Below are 16,198 nucleotides of genomic sequence, written 5' to 3'. Positions count from 1 at the left end.
GGGCAGCTTTGCTGCCCGCCGCGCCTGCGCCCGGATCGGATCGCTGCGCGATCCGATCCGCCGGTCAAACCGGCGTAAAGGGAGGTGTCAGAATGGCACGTCGTCAGTGGCGGAAACAAACCGGGCAACAACTTTCTTGGTGCCGGCCTTCTCAAACTCCACTTCCAGCTTGTCGCCCTCGATACCGGTGATGGCGCCATAGCCGAACTTCTGGTGAAACACCCGTTCGCCCAGGGTGAAGCTGGACGTCGCGGTGAGGTCGATCACCTGATGCTTGCTTTCCTTGGGCTGCGACATCCCGCGCTCGCCTGCCCGCGCCTGCATCCGCTTCCAGCCGGGAGAGTTGTAGCCATCAGCCTGGGCCATTTTCTCTTCGATGGTGGAGCGGACCTGACCGCCCCCCATGGCACCGCCCATTGCACTGCCCGGAGCAGCGGCGCCGTAGCCGCCGCCGTAGAGGCCCGGCGGGGTCAGCACTTCGACGTGTTCCTCGGGCAATTCGTCAATGAAACGGGAGGGCAGTTGCGATTGCCATTGCCCGAACACCCGCCGGTTGCCGGCAAAGGAGATGGTGCAGATCTGCTCGGCGCGGGTGATACCGACATAAGCCAGCCTGCGCTCCTCCTCGAGCCCTTTGAGACCGCTTTCATCCATCGAGCGCTGCGACGGGAACAACCCGTCCTCCCAGCCTGGCAGGAAAACGGCGGGAAATTCCAGGCCCTTGGCGGCGTGCAGGGTCATGATCGAGACCTTCTCGTCCGCATCCTGCTTGTCATTGTCCATCACCAGGCTGACGTGTTCGAGGAAGCCCTGCAGGTTCTCGAAGTTCTCCAGCGCCTTGACCAGTTCCTTGAGGTTTTCCAGGCGGCCGGGCGAATCCGGGTTTTTGTCGTTCTGCCACATGGTGGTGTAGCCGCTCTCGTCCAGGATGATCTCGGCCAGTTCCATATGGGTTATGTCCGCATCACCGGCCATGCGGCCCCAGCGGGCAATGCCCTCGACCAGCTGGCGCAGGGCGCCGCCGCCCTTGCCCTTGATCAGGCCGTTGTCCACCGCGAGCCGGGCGCCTTCCACCAATGACACACCGTTTTCGCGGGCGATGCCCTGAATGGTCTGCTGTGCCTTGTCGCCGAGGCCGCGTTTCGGCGTGTTGACGATGCGTTCGAACGCCAGATCGTCGTCGGGTGAGACCACGACGCGGAAATAAGCCATCGCATCGCGGATTTCGAGCCGCTCATAAAAACGCGGACCGCCGATGACGCGGTACGGCAGGCCGATGGTCAGAAAGCGGTCCTCAAACGCGCGCATCTGGTGCGAGGCGCGGACAAGGATGGCCATGCTGTTGAGGCCGATGGGCGCCTGGCCGCGGGTGCCGCGCTGCATGGCCTCGATCTCTTCACCGATCCAGCGGGCCTCTTCCTCGCCGTCCCAATGGCCGATCAGGCGGAGCTTTTCACCGTCGCCGGCCGCAGTCCACAGCTCCTTGCCCAAACGGCCCTGGTTGCCGCGGATCACGTTCGAGGCGGCGGCCAGGATATGCCCGGTAGAGCGGTAGTTCTGTTCCAGCCGCACCACCATGGCGCCGGGAAAATCCTTTTCAAACCGCAGGATGTTGCCGACCTCGGCGCCGCGCCAGCCATAGATCGACTGGTCGTCGTCGCCAACGCAGCAGACATTCTTATGCGCGCCGGCCAAGAGCCGCAGCCAAAGGTACTGGGCGACGTTGGTATCCTGATATTCGTCCACCATGATGTAGCGGAACCAGCGCTGGTACTGCTCCAGCACGTCCGGGTGGTTCTGAAAGATCGTGACCATGTGCAGCAGCAGATCGCCGAAATCGACCGCGTTCAGCTCGCGCAGGCGGGTCTGATACAAAGCGTAAAACTCGGTGCCGCGGTTGTTATAGGCGCTGGCGTCGCCGGCCGGCACCTTTTCGGGTGTCAGGGCCCGGTTTTTCCAGTCGTCGATGATGTTTGCCAGCATCCGCGCGGGCCAGCGCTTGTCATCGATGCCTTCGGCCTTGATCAGCTGCTTCAACAGCCGGATCTGGTCGTCGGTATCAAGAATGGTGAAATTCGACTTCAGCCCGGCCAGCTCGGCGTGGCGGCGCAGCAGTTTCACGCAGACCGAATGAAAAGTGCCGAGCCAGGGCATGCCTTCGACCGCCTGCCCCAGCATGCCGCTTACCCGCTCCTTCATTTCGCGGGCGGCCTTGTTGGTGAAGGTCACCGACAGGATCTCATTCGGGCGCACCCGGCCGGTGCTGAGGAGATGCACAATCCGGGTGGTCAGCGCCTTGGTCTTGCCGGTGCCCGCCCCTGCCAGCATCAGCACCGGGCCATCCAGGCATTCCACCGCCTCCCGCTGGGCCGGGTTAAGGCTGTCCAGATACGGCATCGGCCGCGCTTGCATGGCGCGGGCCGACAATGATGCGCCCTCAAAGGCGTCCATTTCATCAAAACTGCTCATGAGGGTGATCCTAGCCTGATTCAGCCCCGGCGGAAAGAGGACGTTCACAGTCTGTTCCCAGGAGAATTCCGGGTTCTTCCCAGCCTGTTTTCGCGGCCGGTATCGGCACCCGCCAATCAAAAAATTCTTTAACCCTTACGGCTGATTAACGGTACCGAAATCAATCCCGCCCACAATCGCGGGGCCGTTCTGCGGCGAATATTCCGACTATTTAGGCACATAAGCATGACAACTAATTTGAGATCCAGCCTTGCAGAGAAGATCCGCAGCATGTCGCTGATCTTTGTTCTGGTGGCGGCGGCGGCTGTTTCGGCCTGGGCCGTGTTTGCGGTGCCGACGCCGATCGTGGACCGGATGCTTGAGAATGATGTGCGCAAGCAATCCGAGCTGTGGCAGCGCAGGGTCGTTTTGCACATGGCCAATGTTGAGGAGTCTTTTGAAGACGGGCTCATCCAGTCCAGCGATGCCCGCATGCTGTCCCTGCTTCCGGAGGAAACGGATGTTTTCCGCTACCGCCTGCTGACCAGCGAAGGGGAGATCTTCTGGTCCACCCGCAGCGATGAAATCGGCGAGTATGAGACCAACGCTTTTTTCAGCACGCAAGTGGCGCGCGGCGAAGTCTATTACATGCATGAGCCCCTGCCCGCGTTTGAGGTTGATGGCTTCCCGCTGCAGTCCAACGGCTATGACAGCAGCATCACGCGGGAAGTTGCGCAGGTCTATGTGCCCCTGATCCACAATGGCCATTTCGATGGCGCCATCGACTTTTACACCGACATCACCGAGCTGCGGGAGACCTTTATCCGCCGCGCCCAGCTGTCCCTGATCGTGCTGACATCCATTGCACTGATTGCGATGACCATTGCGGTTTACGTGGTGTTCAAAACCAACCGGTTCAGCATGAATCAGCTGCGCCAGCGCAATGAAACCGAGCGCGGCATTCTGGATGAGCAGCTGCGGCTGGCGCGCGAGGTGCAGCTGCTGGGGGAGTTGAACGAATGGCTGCAGTCCAGCCGTTCTTTGGATGAGCTGTTTGATATGGTTGCCCGCTTCATGACTCATATCCTGCCGACGGCTGAGGGCAGCGTCTATGTCTATTCCAACTCGCGCGATGTGCTGGACGGCTGCGCCAGCTGGAATGGCGGCAGCCACAAGGACCACATCCACCCGGAGGAATGCTGGGGCCTGCGCCGGGGCCGGACCTATGACTTCGGATCGTCGGAGATTGAATTTGTCTGCGAGCACGCCGAGCCGCATGACGGCAGGCGCTATTACTGCTTTCCGATCCTGGCCCATGGCGAGACCGTCGGCCTGATGCATTTGCAGGCGATCAAGGACGACTGCCCGGAGTTCATCAGCAGCAAGAAGCTGGCCCAGATGTGCGCCGAGCAGATCTCGATGGCGATTGCCAATGTGCGGATGCGCGACCAGCTGCATGACCAGTCGGTGCGCGATCCGCTCACCGGGCTGTTCAACCGCCGCCATATGACGGAGACTTTGCGTAAAAGCATCAATGCCAGCCAGAGCAGCGGCCAGCGGCTGAGCATCGTGTCGATCGACGTGGATCATTTCAAGAAGTTCAACGACAACCATGGCCATGACGCCGGCGACATGGTGCTGCGCGCGGTCGGGTCGGTGCTGGAGCAGGCCTGCGACGGCGATGAGGTGGCCTGCCGCCCCGGCGGCGAGGAATTCTCTCTGATCGTGCCGGGCGCCAGCCAGGAAGATGTGATGACCAAGGCCGAACTGGTGCGGCAGGCGGTGGAAGACGTTGTTGTGCGCTATGGCGAAAAGGCGCTGCCGCGGATCACCATTTCGCTGGGTGTTGCGCACTACCCGGCCCATGGCACCATGCCGCAGGATCTGCTGCGGGCTTCGGACGAAGCCCTGTATGACGCCAAGGCGAAGGGCCGCAACCAGGTCTGCGTTGCCGAGAGCGCGGCCCCTGCCCCGCGCAATCCGTCTGCCCGGATTGATACCGGCGGCGCGCGGGACGACGGCAAAGATGCAGCTGCATAGGGCCTGCCCCGGCGGCGCCGGCGGGCCGCGGCGCTTTTTCTTGCGGAATTCGCGGGGGAACGTACCAATGCCCGCATGGACTTGCATCAGCGATACCCCGGCCTTGAAGACCTGAAGCGCCGCGCCGAGCGGCGGCTGCCCCGGTTTGTCTGGGACTACCTGGACAGCGGCACCGGCTCCGAGGCCGCGCGGGCGCGGAACCGGGCAGGCCTGGACCGGGTAGGTTTCCTGCCGTCTGTGCTGCATGGCTCGATGGACCCGGACCTTGCCGTGCCGTTTCTTGGCCGCCGCCCTGCCCTGCCTTTTGGCATTGCGCCCGTCGGCATGTCCGGCCTGATCTGGCCGGATGCCGAGGGCATCCTGGCCCGCAGCGCCGCCAGGGCCGACATTCCCTATTGCCTCTCAACAGTTGCCAGCCAATCGCCCGAGGACCTGGCGCCGCATCTGGGCGGGGATGCCTGGTTCCAGCTCTACCCGCCCAAAGACGAGACCATCCGCAGCGACCTGCTGGCGCGGGCGCGGGATGCCGGGTTCAAGACCTTGGTGCTGACGGTGGATGTGCCTGCGGCGTCCCGCCGCGAACGGCAGACCCGCTCCGGCCTGACCCAGCCGCCGCGGCTGACCCCGCGGCTGCTGGCGCAGATTGCGCAGCGGCCGGCCTGGGCGCTGGGGATGGCGCGCCGGCAAATTAAAGGGCATGGCATGCCGCGGATGCGCACGCTGGACAAGTATATCACTGAGCCCCAGGCCAACCTGCCGCCAACGGCCCATATCGGCTACTTGCTGCGCACCTCGCCGGATTGGGAGTATGTGCATTGGCTGCGCCGCAACTGGGACGGACCCTTTGTCATTAAGGGGGTGCTGCGCGCCGAAGATGCTGTGCGGCTGCAGCAGGCCGGCGCCGACGCGGTCTGGATATCCAACCACGGCGGCCGCCAGTTCGACGGCTGCCCCGCGGCCATTGACCTGCTGCCGGAAATCCGCGCCGCGGTGGATCTCCCGCTGATCTTTGACAGCGGTATCGAAGGCGGGCTGGACATTCTCCGGGCGCTGGCGCTGGGGGCGGATTTTGTCATGCTGGGCCGCGCCTTCCACTATGCGCTGGCCGCGCTTGGCCCTGCAGGCCCAGCCCACCTGATCGATATGCTGGCCAAGGACATGCAAGCCAACATGAGCCAGCTTGGCCTGCCCGGCCTTGATGAGGCTCGCAACCTGCAGCAGCGTGAACTGGACTGATTGCACGCCGTTTTGGCGCAATTCGGGTAAAATCCGGGGAATTGCGCCAAAATGACGCAGCAGTCGCATCATTTCCCCGCTGCGCTGCAGAAAAATAGTTACAAAATCATGCTGCAAGTGCAGAATTCTGGCAGAATCTGCACCTGTTAGCGCCATGCCCCCAAGTCCCCGATTGGACCGGCCGGCGGGCAAACAGCAGATGACGAAAGAGAAAACAGGCCGCTTGAGAGCGCAATCATGCCGGAAATACCCAGAACTACTGTTGTGCGGTTCGATAGTATCCGCCTAACACTGCACCAACTTGCACGGACCCCGAGGGTGAAATGACCGACTTCAAAAAGATCCTGATTGCCAACCGTGGTGAGATCGCCATCCGGGTGATGCGCGCCGCCAACGAAATGGGCAAACGCACCGTCGCTGTCTATGCCGAGGAAGACAAGCTCGGCCTGCACCGGTTCAAGGCGGACGAAGCCTACCGGATCGGCGAAGGGATGGGGCCGGTTGCGGCTTACCTTTCGATCGACGAGATCATCCGCGTTGCCAAGGAATGCGGCGCCGATGCGATCCACCCCGGGTACGGCCTGCTGTCGGAAAACCCGGATTTCGTCGATGCCTGTGCCCGCAACGGCATCACCTTCATCGGCCCCAAGGCCGAAACCATGCGCGCGCTGGGTGACAAGGCCAGCGCCCGCCGGGTCGCGATTGAGGCCGGTGTGCCGGTCATCCCGGCCACCGAAGTGCTGGGCGACGACATGGACGCGATCCGCAAGGAAGCGGCTGAGGTCGGCTATCCGTTGATGCTGAAGGCCTCCTGGGGCGGCGGCGGCCGCGGCATGCGCCCGATCCTGGGCGAAGCGGAGCTGGAAGAGAAAGTCCTGGAAGGCCGCCGCGAAGCGGAAGCCGCCTTTGGCAACGGCGAGGGTTATCTGGAAAAGATGATCACCCGCGCCCGTCACGTCGAGGTGCAGATCCTGGGCGACAAACACGGTGAGATCTATCACCTGTTCGAACGCGACTGCTCGGTTCAGCGCCGCAACCAGAAAGTGGTCGAGCGCGCCCCTGCCCCGTATCTGTCCGACGAACAGCGCGCCGAGATCTGCGATCTGGGCCGCAAGATCTGCCAGCATGTAAACTATGAATGCGCCGGCACCGTCGAATTCCTGATGGATATGAACGACGGCAAATTCTACTTCATCGAGGTGAACCCGCGGGTGCAGGTGGAACACACCGTCACCGAAGAAGTCACCGGCATCGACATCGTGCAAGCGCAGATCCTGATCGCCGAAGGCAAGACCCTGGTCGAAGCCACCGGCAAGGCGTCGCAGGATGATATCCGCCTCAACGGCCACGCGCTGCAGACCCGGGTGACCACCGAAGACCCGCTGAACAACTTCATCCCGGACTATGGCCGCATCACCGCCTACCGGTCCGCGACCGGCATGGGCATCCGTCTGGACGGCGGCACCGCATATGCAGGCGGAGTGATCACCCGCTACTATGACTCGCTCTTGACCAAGGTCACCGCCTCGGCGCAGACCCCGGAAAAGGCGATCGCCCGCATGGACCGCGCGCTGCGCGAATTCCGGGTGCGCGGTGTGTCCACCAACATCGCATTTGTTGAAAACCTGCTGAAGCACCCGACCTTCCTGTCGAATGAATACACCACCAAATTCATCGATGAAACGCCGGACCTGTTCCAGTTTAAGCGCCGCCGCGACCGCGGCACCAAGGTGCTGACGTATATTGCCGACATCTCGGTGAACGGCCATCCCGAGACCGAAGGCCGCGCGGCGCCCGCCGCCGACCTGAAAGAGCCGCGCGCGCCGCATGCGGAGCCGGGCAACCAGCCCTATGGCACCCGCAACCTGCTGGAGCAGAAGGGCGCCCAGGCCGTTGCCGACTGGATGAAGGCACAGCGCCAGCTGTTGCTGACCGACACCACCATGCGGGACGGGCATCAGTCGCTGCTGGCAACCCGGATGCGCTCGATCGATATGATCAAGGTGGCGCCGGCCTATGCGCAGAACCTCAGCCAGCTGTTCTCGGTCGAATGCTGGGGCGGTGCGACGTTTGATGTGGCCTACCGGTTCCTGCAGGAATGCCCCTGGCAGCGCCTGCGCGACCTGCGCGAGCGGATGCCGAACGTGATGACCCAGATGCTGCTGCGCGCCTCCAACGGCGTCGGCTACACCAACTATCCGGACAATGTGGTGCAGGAATTTGTGCGCCAGGCGGCGGAGACCGGTGTCGACGTATTCCGCGTCTTTGATAGCTTGAACTGGGTCGAGAACATGCGCGTCGCCATGGATGCGGTGGTGGAAAGCGGCAAGGTCTGCGAAGGCACCATCTGCTATACCGGCGACATTCTGGACCCGAACCGGGCCAAATACGACCTGAAGTATTATGTCGGCATGGCCAAGGAACTGGAGGCCGCAGGCGCCCATGTTCTGGGCCTGAAGGACATGGCGGGCCTGCTGAAACCCGCCGCCGCCCGCCAGTTGGTCAAGGCGCTGAAGGAAGAGGTCGGCCTGCCGGTCCACTTCCACACCCATGACACATCCGGGATTGCCGGCGCCACCATTCTGGCGGCAGCGGATGCCGGCGTGGACGCGGTGGACGCGGCGATGGATGCGTTCAGTGGCGGCACCTCGCAGCCCTGCCTGGGTTCGATCGTCGAAGGCCTGCGCAACACCGACCGCGACACCGGGCTGGATATCGCCAAGATCCGCGAAATCTCGGGCTATTGGGAGCAGGTGCGGGCACAGTACGCGGCCTTTGAATCGGGCCTCGCCGCGCCGGCCTCGGAGGTTTACCTGCATGAGATGCCGGGCGGCCAGTTCACCAACCTGAAGGCGCAGGCGCGCTCGCTGGGCCTCGAAGAGAAGTGGTCGGATGTGGCGCAGACCTATGCCGACGTGAACCAGATGTTCGGCGATATCGTCAAGGTGACGCCGTCGTCCAAGGTGGTTGGCGACATGGCGCTGATGATGGTGAGCCAGGGCCTGACCCGCGACGAGGTCGAGAACCCGGAAACAGACGTGGCCTTCCCCGACTCGGTGGTCGACATGATGCGCGGCAATCTGGGCCAGCCTCCGGGCGGCTTCCCCGAAGGCATCGTGTCCAAGGTGCTGAAAGGCGAAGCGCCGAATGTCGAACGCCCCGGCGCACATCTTGAGCCGGTCGATCTGGAAGCGGTCCGCGCCGAACTCAGCAAAGAGCTGGAAGGCTTCAAGGTCGATGACGAGGATCTGAACGGTTACCTGATGTACCCCAAGGTGTTCCTGGATTACATGGGCCGCCACCGCCAATACGGCCCGGTGCGCAGCCTGCCGACCCGCACCTTCTTTTACGGCATGGAGCCGGGCGAGGAGATCACTGCCGAGATCGATCCGGGCAAAACCCTGGAGATCCGCCTGCAGGCGATCTCTGAGACCGACGTGAAGGGCGAAGTGAAGGTCTTCTTTGAACTGAACGGCCAGCCGCGGGTGATCCGGGTGCCGAACCGTCTGGTCAAGGCCTCGACCGAACAGCGCGCCAAAGCGGAAGCGGGCAATGCAAACCACGTCGGCGCGCCGATGCCGGGTGTGGTGGCAAGCGTTGCGGTGCAGCCGGGCCAGCAGGTCCACGAGGGCGACATGCTGCTGACCATCGAGGCGATGAAGATGGAGACCGGCATCCACGCCGAGCGCGACGCGGTGGTCAAGGCCGTTCACGTCCAGGCCGGCACCCAGATCGATGCCAAGGACCTTTTGATCGAGCTGGAGTAAGCCACAGGTCCCGTCAAGTTCAGGAAGGGCGCCCCGCCAGCCGGCGGGGCGCCCTTTTCAGTGTCTTTCAGTGGTTGGCGGAACCGGAGTTCTGCAAGAATTCCGGCCCGGAAAACGCCACACCTCAAGGTCAGGTGCTATATTCTGCGGATTGCGGCAGCGTCACAGTGTCAACCGGCACCGGCTTGATCTCTTCGATCTGACCGGCCCAGCCTTCCGTCTCAGGCGCTCCGGAATGCTGCGCCCCCTGCAGAACAACTCCCAGGGCAATTGCTGCGCTCAAGCTGCCGATCCGCAGATAATCTTTCCTAAGCATGGCCTGAATCTCCCTTCGAAAATCCGCTTGTTTGATGGTGAAACGCACGCCCCTGCCCCTTCCGTCGCGGCGGGCGCAGATTTTTTCTTCTGCCGCCGATTTTCCTCTTGCAGCGCGTACGGCGACGCCCTATTTCACCGCTCACCGGATGGCAGCGCGGGCGTAGCTCAGGGGTAGAGCATAACCTTGCCAAGGTTAGGGTCGGGCGTTCGAATCGCCTCGCCCGCTCCATCGGGAACCGAACAGGCCGTCCTTCGGGGCGGCCTTTCGCTTTTGGTGATTTGCGCGTACCTTCCCCCAAGCAGAAATCCTTGTGCGGAATCACCTTTGCGCATAGGAACAGATCAAGAACACGAACACACGGGCAGGCAGAATGCTGACATCGGTAGAACTATGCGCAGGCGCGGGCGGCCAGGCCTTGGGGCTGGAGGCGGCGGGCTTTGATCACACGGCGCTGGTTGAGATCGACAAGCATTGCTGCGCCACCCTGCGCCACAACCGCCCCGCCTGGAATGTGCTGGAAGAAGACGTGCGCAAGTTCAAGGACGTGGCGGGCGATTACAAAGGTATCGACCTGTTGGCGGGCGGTTTGCCCTGCCCGCCGTTTTCCGTCGCTGGCAAGCAGCTGGGTGAAAAGGACGAACGCAACCTGTTCGACGACGCGATCGAAATCGTCGACTCGACCCGGCCCAAGGCCGTGATGATCGAGAATGTACGCGGCTTTCTGGATGCGGTGTTTCATGACTACCGCGAAAAGCTGAAGAAACAGCTGTCGAAGCTGGGGTATGTGACCGACTGGCGGCTGCTGAATGCGTCGGATTATGGCGTACCGCAGTTGCGTCCGCGGGTGGCGATTGTCGCCCTGCGCCGCGAATTCGCAGGCCAATTCAACTGGCCCGAGCCGCTGCCGCACAACCCGCCGACCGTGGGTGCCACCCTCATCGACCTGATGAAGGAACGCGGCTGGCGCGGCGCGGAGGATTGGGCCGCCAAAGCGGATGAGATTGCGCCCACCATTGTCGGCGGCTCCAAGAAACACGGCGGGCCGGATCTGGGTCCGACACGCGCGCGGCGCGCTTGGGCTGCCTTGGGGGTTGAGGGGCGCACCATCGCCTATGAGGCGCCGGATCCGTTCCACAACGACATGCCGCGCCTCACGGTGCGGATGGTGGCGCGCATTCAGGGCTTCCCGGACGCGTGGCATTTCACCGGCGCCAAGACCAATGCCTACCGTCAGGTCGGCAATGCCTTTCCGCCGCCAGTGGCCGAAGCCGTGGCGCGGGAGCTGAGGGCGGCGATTGCCAAGCCGAAGCTGCATGCCGTGCGGGCGTAGCAGCAGCACTGCCCGGCCTGCCGCCGGGCGGGAGATTTGCATTTGAAACAGAAGCTCCCTGACAGTCTTGTCCTGCCCGGCCATTCCGATTTCGGAATCCTTTCCGAATTGGCGGAGGAAATCACCACCCGTGCGGGCGGCGCGTTGGCGCTGGAGCACGATGTGCCCCAGATGCTGCGCCAGTGCATCGATGATGTGATCATGACACCCAAGACCGGGCGGCGTGCCTATGAGGAGCTGGAAAAGACCGAAAAGACCTATATCGGCACCCGGGTTGAGATTGAGTTGCGGGCGCTGCTGCGCCTGCGCAAGGGGCGGCTGGATACCGAGATCCTGGGCCGGGATGTGGATATCAAACACACCATGGGCAGCAACTGGATGATCCCGACCGAGGCGATTGACTGCGCTTGCCTGCTGGTTGCGGCGGATGAGGTGCAGGCGCGCTGCTATCTGGGGCTGATCATTGCCCGGCCTGAATACCTGACCGCGGGCCAGAACAAGGATGCCAAGCGCAGCATCTCGGCTAAGGGGTTCCGCCATATCCTGTGGCTGCTGAAGGACCAGCCCTACCCCGCAAATTTCTGGCGCACGGCGGATGAGACCGCGGTTGAGCAAATCTTTGCTGGCGCAACCGGCAATGAACGGATGGCGCAGTTGTTCCGGCTGATCCAGCGCCGTCCCATCCCCCGCGACGTGGTGGAGGCGGTGGCGCAGCAGAAGGACTTCATGCGCCGCATCCGCGCCGATGGCGGCCATGGTACCAGGGATATTCTGGCGCGCGAACGGATCGTGCTGCTGGAAGGCCAGAAGGACGCCCAGCTGATCAAGGCGCTGGAGCTGCCGCCCTGCCCGGCCAGTGCTTTTCTTTCCTGCCGGATTGAAAGCCGCTACCATGCCCGCATGGTGGAGCAATCCAGGCATCACGTGGAATGGCCGACACACTGACACCGGAACGGCGCAGCGCCAATATGGCAAAGATCCGCGCCAAACACACCAAACCGGAAATGCTGGTGCGCCGCTTGGTGCATGGGCTGGGCTTTCGCTACCGGTTGCACCGCAAGGATCTGCCGGGCAAACCCGATCTGGTGTTCGGGCCGCGCCGCAAAGTGATCTTTGTGCATGGCTGCTTCTGGCATCTGCATGAGTGCCGCGACGGGCGCATTCCCGCCTCCCGCCGGGATTACTGGGAACCTAAATTGCTGCGCAACAAGCAGCGCGACGCCGAGCAACTGGCCGCCCTGCAGGCTGCGGGCTGGCAGGTACTGACCATCTGGGAATGTGAAACAAAAGATCAGGACGCCTTGCAAATCCGCCTCAGGAAATTTCTGGAGAATGAAAAATAACGCTTATCCACAGATACTTGCGCGGTTTTCAAAATTTCCTCTTGCAGCCCGATTGGGAACGCCCTAAACACCGCCTCACCGAATGGCAGCGCGGGCGTAGCTCAGGGGTAGAGCATAACCTTGCCAAGGTTAGGGTCGGGCGTTCGAATCGCCTCGCCCGCTCCATTCGAAAGCCGAAAAAACCGTCCCTCGGGGCGGATTTTCGCGTTTCTGACCCAACCGAATGCGGCGCACTTTCTTCCCTCCCCGGTCATTTTCCTCTTGCGGGTCAATTCGGAAAACCCTAAATACCGCTTCACCGAATGGCAGCGCGGGCGTAGCTCAGGGGTAGAGCATAACCTTGCCAAGGTTAGGGTCGGGCGTTCGAATCGCCTCGCCCGCTCCATTCGAAAGCCGAAAAGGCCGCCCTGCGGGGCGGTCTTTTGCTTTTCTGCCGTTTGCGGCTTTAATTTGATCAAATTCCTTTGACGCGACTCGTGAAACGCGCCAATTCTATCGGCAATAGGCCCCATGGGACGTTCATGGGTGTTTCGCGCAAGGAGTTTGGCCATGGCCCCTGTCATCTATCCCACCACCAATTTCACCGCGACCGAGCAGCTGTGCCTGGACCGTGGCGACGGCATCTATGTCTATGACACGGACGGCAATAAATACATCGAAGGGCTGGCGGGACTGTGGTGCACCTCGCTGGGCTACAGCAACACCGAAGTGATGGATGCGATCACCGATCAGCTGCACAAGCTGCCGTTCTCGCACACCTTTGGCGGCAAGACCCACGCGCCGATTATGGAACTGGCCGAAAAGCTGAAGGCAATGGTCCCGGTGGAGGATGCCTATATCTTCTTTGGCAACTCCGGCTCGGATGCCAATGACACCCACGTGAAAATGCTGCGGTATTACTTCAACGCCATCGGCAAACCGGAGAAGCGCAAGATCATCACCCGCGAGCGCGGCTATCACGGGGTGACGGTGGCAGCGGGGTCGCTGACCTCCCTGCCCGCCAACCTCGCGCATTTCGACGCGCCGCTGGAGGCGCTGTCGATCCTGCGCTCGGATTCGCCGCATTATTACACCGGGCGCCAGGGCAACGAGACCGAAGAGCAGTTCGTTGACCGGATCATCGGCAATCTGGAACAGCAGATCCTGGCAGAAGGCCCCGACACCATCGCCGCGATGATTGTCGAGCCGATCACCGGCGCCTCAGGCGTGATCGTGCCGCCGGAAGGATACTACGAGAAGCTGCAGGCGCTGTTGCGCAAACACGGCATCCTGGTCTGGGCGGATGAGGTAATCTGCGGCTTCGGGCGCACCGGCGCAGACTTTGGCTGCACTACCATGGGCATCAAGCCGGACCTGATGACCTTCGCCAAACAGCTGAGCTCGGCCTATTTCCCGATCTCGGCCTCGGTCATTCCGGGCTGGATGTACAAGGCGATGATCGATCAGACCAACGAGGTTGGCGTCTTTGGCCACGGTTATACCTATTCCGGCCACCCGGCGGCCTGTGCGGCGGCGCTGAAAACGCTGGAGATTTACGAGCGCGACAACCTGTTTGAACATGCCGCCGACGTGGGTGCCTATATGCAAGCGCAGCTGCGCGGGATCTTCACCGATCATCCGCTGGTGGGCGAGGTGCGCGGCAAAGGGCTGATCGCGGCGCTGGAGCTGGTGTCGAACAAGACCACTGGTGCGAGCTTTGACAAAGGTGCAGCAGGGGCTGAGGCGCAGAAGGCCTGCGAGGAAAACGGGCTGATCTTGCGGGCGGTGGCCGGCAATGCGGTGGCGCTGTGCCCGCCGATCATCATCACCAAGGATGAGGTCGATGACATGCTGGCCCGAATGAAGACCGCCATCGACACGGCCTATGAACAGCTCAAGGACAAAGGGCTGATCGCCGCCTGAGCCAATCAAAAAACGCCCCGGCTTGCGGGGCGTTTTCTGTTTCAGAACACCTTGTAGGTCATCGTTGTCAGCGAGCGTTCGATGCCGTCGATCTGCAACAGCTGATCGTTGATGTATTTGCCCACATCCTCGCCCGTCGGGATGTAGAGCTTCATCAGCAGGTCGAAATTGCCGCTGGTGGAGTACAATTCGGAGTGGATTTCGCGCAGCGCAATCTCCTCGGCCACTTTGTAGGTGGTGCCGGGTTTGCAGCGGATCTGGACAAAGACGCAGGTGGACATGGGTGACCCTCATGGCTGATCAGGAATTTGCGCCCAAGCTCGCATGCGCCGCATCCGGGCGCAAGAGACCGGGATGGGGCCGGGATTGCGGCAACAGATTGCCCCCATTGCACAATGCCGCACTTGAGCCATGCCCCCTGACCGCCCTATAAGCGCCCGTGCAGCTTGACGAAGGACAGCCCGCAAATGCGTACCGCCAAAGTGACCCGCAAGACCGCGGAAACCGATATTTCCGTTGAGATCAACCTCGACGGCACCGGGGTTTACGACAACCAGACCGGGGTTGGCTTTTTCGATCACATGCTGGACCAGCTGGCGCGCCATTCGCTGATCGACATGACCATCCGCGCCAAGGGCGATTATCACATCGACGACCACCACACGGTGGAGGACACCGGCATTGCGTTGGGTCAGGCGCTGGTGCAGGCACTGGGGGACAAGAAGGGCATCCGGCGGTATGGCGAATGCCACCTGCCGATGGATGACGCACAGGTGCGCTGCGCGCTGGACCTGTCGGCGCGCCCCTTCCTGATCTGGAACGTGGAAATTCCGACCCAGAAGATCGGCGCGTTTGACACCGAGCTGGTGCGCGAATTTTTCCAAGCGCTCAGCACCCATGGCGGCATCACCCTGCACATCGACCAGCTGCACGGGGTCAACAGCCACCACATTGCCGAGGCGGCGTTCAAAGCCGTGGCCCGCGCACTGCGGCTAGCGGTGGAAACCGACCCGCGCAAGGCGGATGCGATTCCGTCGACCAAGGGTGCGCTGTAAATGCTGACCGCGATTATCGATTACGAGTCCGGCAACCTGCACTCCGCCGAGAAGGCCTTCCAGCGCATGGCGCGGGAGATGGATGCGGGCGAGGTTGTGGTGACCTCTGATGCGGACGTTGTGGCGCGGGCCGACCGGCTGGTGCTGCCTGGCGACGGCGCCTTTCCGGCCTGCGCGGCAGAGCTGCGCGGCCACAAGGGCATCTATGATGCCATGGTCGAGGCGGTGGAGCAGAAGGGCCGCCCGTTCCTGGGCATCTGCGTCGGCATGCAGTTGATGGCCACCACCGGGCATGAATACCAGGAAACGCCGGGCCTTGGCTGGGTCGGCGGCGATGTGGTGAAGATTGAACCCTCTGACAAGACACTGAAGGTGCCGCACATGGGCTGGAACGATCTGGTGATCGAGACAGCGCACCCGGTGTTTGACGGTATTGCTTCCGGCGATCACGTGTATTTCGTGCACTCCTACCATTTCCGTGTTTCCACCCCGGCAGAACGGCTGGCACATGTGGATTATGCCGGCGACGTGACCGCGGTGGTTGGGCGGGACACAATGCTGGGCATGCAATTTCACCCTGAGAAAAGCCAGGCCACAGGCCTGCGGATGATCGGGAATTTCCTGACCTGGAAACCATAAAGGAACGGCGCTGAAGCGCCGTTGCCTCCCCTCTCGGCGGCAAAGCCGCCTGCCGGGCAGGGGAAAGGGAGTATTTGAGAAAAGATGAAATGCGCCGCCTGTTCTTTCACCTTTTTATA

At 62.3% G+C, this 16,198-nt stretch carries 12 protein-coding genes and 3 tRNA genes; 12 read left to right on the top strand and 3 right to left on the bottom strand.

The window, feature by feature from the left end:
- Positions 1 to 87 precede the first annotated feature (87 nt).
- A complete protein-coding gene (locus A2I95_RS19875) occupies positions 88 to 2,469 on the bottom strand; it encodes an ATP-dependent helicase (RefSeq protein ID WP_291732495.1) in 2,382 nt (793 codons plus the stop codon).
- A 225-nt stretch (positions 2,470 to 2,694) separates the two neighbouring features.
- On the opposite strand from A2I95_RS19875, the gene A2I95_RS19870 reads away from it, so the two are divergent.
- From A2I95_RS19870 to A2I95_RS19860, 3 genes are all read left to right on the top strand, one after another.
- Complete coding sequence (locus tag A2I95_RS19870; protein WP_291732494.1) at positions 2,695 to 4,488, top strand: diguanylate cyclase; 1,794 nt, start codon at positions 2,695 to 2,697, stop codon at positions 4,486 to 4,488.
- A 75-nt stretch (positions 4,489 to 4,563) separates the two neighbouring features.
- Positions 4,564 to 5,724 (top strand): alpha-hydroxy acid oxidase, encoded by a 1,161-nt coding sequence (locus tag A2I95_RS19865; protein WP_291732493.1) that lies wholly within the window; start codon positions 4,564 to 4,566, stop codon positions 5,722 to 5,724.
- Between the two features lie 323 nt (positions 5,725 to 6,047).
- On the top strand, positions 6,048 to 9,491 hold the full coding sequence (locus A2I95_RS19860) for a pyruvate carboxylase (protein WP_291732492.1): 3,444 nt from the start codon (positions 6,048 to 6,050) through the stop codon (positions 9,489 to 9,491).
- Between the two features lie 130 nt (positions 9,492 to 9,621).
- On the opposite strand, the gene A2I95_RS19855 is transcribed toward A2I95_RS19860, so the two are convergent.
- Positions 9,622 to 9,807 carry a hypothetical protein gene (locus tag A2I95_RS19855; RefSeq protein ID WP_291732491.1) on the bottom strand — a complete coding sequence of 62 codons (186 nt, stop codon included), beginning with the start codon at positions 9,805 to 9,807 and terminating at the stop codon, positions 9,622 to 9,624.
- A 156-nt stretch (positions 9,808 to 9,963) separates the two neighbouring features.
- Here A2I95_RS19855 and A2I95_RS19850 point away from each other — a divergent pair.
- The 7 genes from A2I95_RS19850 to A2I95_RS19820 all read left to right on the top strand — a co-directional run bounded on the left by A2I95_RS19850 (position 9,964) and on the right by A2I95_RS19820 (position 14,385).
- Positions 9,964 to 10,038 (top strand) — tRNA-Gly (locus A2I95_RS19850).
- Between the two features lie 142 nt (positions 10,039 to 10,180).
- A complete protein-coding gene (locus A2I95_RS19845) occupies positions 10,181 to 11,140 on the top strand; it encodes a DNA cytosine methyltransferase (RefSeq protein ID WP_291732490.1) in 960 nt (319 codons plus the stop codon).
- A gap of 42 nt (positions 11,141 to 11,182) precedes the next feature.
- Entirely contained in the window at positions 11,183 to 12,085 is a 903-nt protein-coding gene (locus tag A2I95_RS19840) for a NaeI family type II restriction endonuclease (RefSeq protein ID WP_291732489.1), read from the top strand.
- Positions 12,070 to 12,483: a very short patch repair endonuclease gene (locus A2I95_RS19835; RefSeq protein WP_291732488.1), complete on the top strand. Its 414-nt coding sequence runs from the start codon at positions 12,070 to 12,072 to the stop codon at positions 12,481 to 12,483. Before A2I95_RS19840 ends, A2I95_RS19835 begins: the two co-directional genes overlap by 16 nt.
- A gap of 90 nt (positions 12,484 to 12,573) precedes the next feature.
- A tRNA-Gly gene (locus A2I95_RS19830) sits at positions 12,574 to 12,648 on the top strand.
- Positions 12,649 to 12,793: 145 nt separating this feature from the next.
- Positions 12,794 to 12,868, top strand: a tRNA-Gly gene (locus tag A2I95_RS19825).
- A 164-nt stretch (positions 12,869 to 13,032) separates the two neighbouring features.
- A complete protein-coding gene (locus tag A2I95_RS19820; RefSeq protein ID WP_291732486.1) occupies positions 13,033 to 14,385 on the top strand; it encodes an aminotransferase in 1,353 nt (450 codons plus the stop codon).
- 41 nt (positions 14,386 to 14,426) lie between these two features.
- On the opposite strand, the gene A2I95_RS19815 is transcribed toward A2I95_RS19820, so the two are convergent.
- Positions 14,427 to 14,666: an Lrp/AsnC ligand binding domain-containing protein gene (locus A2I95_RS19815; RefSeq protein WP_129371499.1), complete on the bottom strand. Its 240-nt coding sequence runs from the start codon at positions 14,664 to 14,666 to the stop codon at positions 14,427 to 14,429.
- A gap of 186 nt (positions 14,667 to 14,852) precedes the next feature.
- Here A2I95_RS19815 and hisB point away from each other — a divergent pair, with 186 nt between their 5' ends.
- Positions 14,853 to 15,440 (top strand): imidazoleglycerol-phosphate dehydratase HisB, encoded by a 588-nt coding sequence (gene hisB, locus A2I95_RS19810; protein WP_291732481.1) that lies wholly within the window; start codon positions 14,853 to 14,855, stop codon positions 15,438 to 15,440.
- Positions 15,441 to 16,079 carry an imidazole glycerol phosphate synthase subunit HisH gene (hisH, locus tag A2I95_RS19805; RefSeq protein ID WP_291732478.1) on the top strand — a complete coding sequence of 213 codons (639 nt, stop codon included), beginning with the start codon at positions 15,441 to 15,443 and terminating at the stop codon, positions 16,077 to 16,079.
- Positions 16,080 to 16,198 lie beyond the last annotated feature (119 nt).

Source organism: Leisingera sp. F5, from assembly GCF_001593695.1.
Note: the sequence above shows the minus strand (reverse complement) of the source record. Positions and strands in the feature narration are given on the sequence as shown.

Coding starts and splice junctions, on each gene's coding strand:
- A2I95_RS19855 (WP_291732491.1), bottom strand. CDS start 9,807: ATGCTTAGGAAAGATTATCTGCGGATCGGCAGCTTGAGCGCAGCAATT.
- A2I95_RS19875 (WP_291732495.1), bottom strand. CDS start 2,469: ATGAGCAGTTTTGATGAAATGGACGCCTTTGAGGGCGCATCATTGTCG.
- hisB (WP_291732481.1), top strand. CDS start 14,853: ATGCGTACCGCCAAAGTGACCCGCAAGACCGCGGAAACCGATATTTCC.
- hisH (WP_291732478.1), top strand. CDS start 15,441: ATGCTGACCGCGATTATCGATTACGAGTCCGGCAACCTGCACTCCGCC.
- A2I95_RS19820 (WP_291732486.1), top strand. CDS start 13,033: ATGGCCCCTGTCATCTATCCCACCACCAATTTCACCGCGACCGAGCAG.
- A2I95_RS19865 (WP_291732493.1), top strand. CDS start 4,564: ATGGACTTGCATCAGCGATACCCCGGCCTTGAAGACCTGAAGCGCCGC.
- A2I95_RS19815 (WP_129371499.1), bottom strand. CDS start 14,666: ATGTCCACCTGCGTCTTTGTCCAGATCCGCTGCAAACCCGGCACCACC.
- A2I95_RS19870 (WP_291732494.1), top strand. CDS start 2,695: ATGACAACTAATTTGAGATCCAGCCTTGCAGAGAAGATCCGCAGCATG.
- A2I95_RS19860 (WP_291732492.1), top strand. CDS start 6,048: ATGACCGACTTCAAAAAGATCCTGATTGCCAACCGTGGTGAGATCGCC.
- A2I95_RS19845 (WP_291732490.1), top strand. CDS start 10,181: ATGCTGACATCGGTAGAACTATGCGCAGGCGCGGGCGGCCAGGCCTTG.
- A2I95_RS19835 (WP_291732488.1), top strand. CDS start 12,070: ATGGCCGACACACTGACACCGGAACGGCGCAGCGCCAATATGGCAAAG.